Raw genomic sequence first — 464 nt, 5'->3', positions numbered from 1 at the left:
CAAGGCATCCACCGTGCGCCCTTAAAAACTTGGCCACAGATGCTCGCGTCCACTGTGCAGTTCTCAAACAACGACCAGCCACCCATCACCCCGAAACCCTACGGTTCCGAGTGCACTGGGGCCGGCATCAGAAGGACGAGCAACGCTCGCACCCTCAGATACCCAACAGCGTGCCCGACACCCCCACCACTCGTGATCAGCTTTCCACGCTCCGAAGAACAGTACTTGCAGCCCGAGATGGCCGAGAATGCCGAATAATCAACGTTCCACCCATGAGCAACCAGCATCGGACGTACGCCGATGTACTGGCCTCTGACCAAGTTCCCCGAAGGTTGTTGGTAAGAAGTGCTCCTTAGAAAGGAGGTGATCCAGCCGCACCTTCCGGTACGGCTACCTTGTTACGACTTCGTCCCAATCGCCAGTCCCACCTTCGACAGCTCCCTCCCACAAGGGGTTGGGCCACC

Annotated in this window: 1 rRNA gene; it reads right to left on the bottom strand. The window is 58.4% G+C overall.

Annotated features, from left to right (window positions below):
- Positions 1 to 356: 356 nt before the first annotated feature.
- Positions 357 to 464, bottom strand: a 16S ribosomal RNA gene (locus QQM72_RS40685); the annotation flags it as partial.

Source organism: Streptomyces zaehneri (assembly GCF_032248645.1).
Taxonomy (GTDB): domain Bacteria; phylum Actinomycetota; class Actinomycetes; order Streptomycetales; family Streptomycetaceae; genus Streptomyces; species Streptomyces coriariae.
The sequence above is the reverse complement of the archived record's forward strand: the minus strand, read 5'-3'. Positions and strand labels throughout refer to the sequence as shown.